2 protein-coding genes are annotated in these 1,659 nt (G+C 34.5%); both read right to left on the bottom strand.

What is annotated here, in order from left to right:
• Positions 1-89: 89 nt before the first annotated feature.
• Positions 90-584, bottom strand: a complete 495-nt coding sequence (locus QOL74_RS18330; RefSeq protein WP_283410955.1) for a nucleotidyltransferase domain-containing protein — start codon at positions 582-584, stop codon at positions 90-92.
• A gap of 183 nt (positions 585-767) precedes the next feature.
• Positions 768-1,562 carry a hypothetical protein gene (locus QOL74_RS18325; RefSeq protein ID WP_283410954.1) on the bottom strand — a complete coding sequence of 265 codons (795 nt, stop codon included), beginning with the start codon at positions 1,560-1,562 and terminating at the stop codon, positions 768-770.
• Positions 1,563-1,659 lie beyond the last annotated feature (97 nt).

Raw genomic sequence — 1,659 nt, 5'->3', positions numbered from 1 at the left:
GGATCAATGGCCCATCCAGGGTGTCAAATTTTAAGGGTTTTTGGGCCTTTTAAGCTTCGATAGTTGTTTTTGTGCTGAGTGTCACGGATTCAGGTTTCTCTCAACTCAATAGGGTCGGATTCATCCCAACATTTATTATCATCATCAGAATTTCTCTTGCCTCTTGCTAAGTATAATTGACTTTCTGAGTTATTTGCGTCTTCGTAAGCATAAATTGCTAAGTCGACATGATAACACATCTCACCATCTTTTTTATAGCCTATTGTGACGCATGGGTTTTTAATTTGTGCACCTATCTCAGTATGTGCATCTAAAGCATCACTAATCTTTTTCTTAACCTCTACAGGGTCAAAATCATCTTTATTTATAAGCAGCCTAATTCCAACATCGATATCATAGTCGGCATCTAATGGTTCCACTCCTGTGAACATTGCATAACTCCCTTGGTTGAATGACCTAAAATGGAAGCCACTCTCTTTCAGCTTATCCAAGAGAATGTCTCTTTTTTCAGCTAATTCTTTCCTGTCAGTAAAATCAGTTCTGATTCTCTCGTTAAACTCAATAAATTTCTTCTGTAAACTCATTTTTTTCACTCCTTAGTCTCTCACTTGTTTGTCTGCTACTGACATAAATTGCTTCAATTGTATTTGGCTAATCGTAGACTCTCACCTTACGCCTTTTAGAGTTAAATATCAAACGTACATTCTTAAAATGCGCGATACCCTATTACAATCTGTACAGATTAAATTGCTTCCATTATTCTTTTATTATTGAGACTCAATAATAACTCTATCCGTAGGAATTTGAAAAACTCTCGCTCCATGATGATTTTCAATTAGCAACACATAGGTCTTATCTGTTCTGTCCAATAGATAGACAACTTCATCATTATCATTCTTAAAGTGTTCCATTAATAAGCTATCCTGGGTCATGACTTTGATAGGTTCAGCTTTACCACCTCCAATTTCAATGGGCAGTATTGTATATATGAATAAGCTATAGTACCAAACAAAACCTACGATAACTGCAATAAAAAATGGCGCTAAGATTGTAGCTCCGAATAATAATCCAACTATTTTACTAAACAAGCTGTTTTTGTCAGTGTGTTGTTTGTTCTCTGGCTTGCTATTATCCTTCTGAATATTTGAGTTTTGAACACCGCATATATGCGTAATAATATTGGTCATAATTATTATTAACAAAGCGAACAAAAATAGTCTTTCAAATACCAAATTGTTTCTAACAACGACGTTTAAATCGGGTGGTATGAGAACTTTAAGAATTATCGATACTACTATCAATGCATAGATAAGTCCCGTCATAGCTAAACTAAACTCAAGCGCACTTTTAATTAGTTTTTTGACATTAATACCGTTCATTTCCATTGCTTTCTTTACAGAAACAATACTGTGTTTAACCGATTCTTTTATGCCCAATTTTATAAAACTGTTTTTAAAACTCATTACAGTTACTTGTACTATACAACAGAACAATTTATAAATCACATACAATACTGCGATAACTACCCAAGCCAACATAAGGTTAGCTAATTTCTTTAGCATATTTGCCTATGCTAATCTGATAGTGAGCCAAAAACATACTTTGTGCTGATGAAAAAGTGAGCCACTCCTCAAAATCACCAGATTCCTTGTGCTGATG

Origin of the sequence: Anoxynatronum buryatiense, assembly GCF_900182905.1 — a bacterium.
GTDB classification, from domain to species: Bacteria; Bacillota; Clostridia; order Peptostreptococcales; family Tindalliaceae; genus Anoxynatronum; species Anoxynatronum buryatiense.
This window is presented reverse-complemented; position numbering and strand designations above follow the sequence as displayed.

Excerpts from the sequence above, each read along its gene's own strand:
- QOL74_RS18325 (WP_283410954.1), bottom strand. The coding sequence starts at position 1,562 with ATGCTAAAGAAATTAGCTAACCTTATGTTGGCTTGGGTAGTTATCGCA.
- QOL74_RS18330 (WP_283410955.1), bottom strand. The coding sequence starts at position 584 with ATGAGTTTACAGAAGAAATTTATTGAGTTTAACGAGAGAATCAGAACT.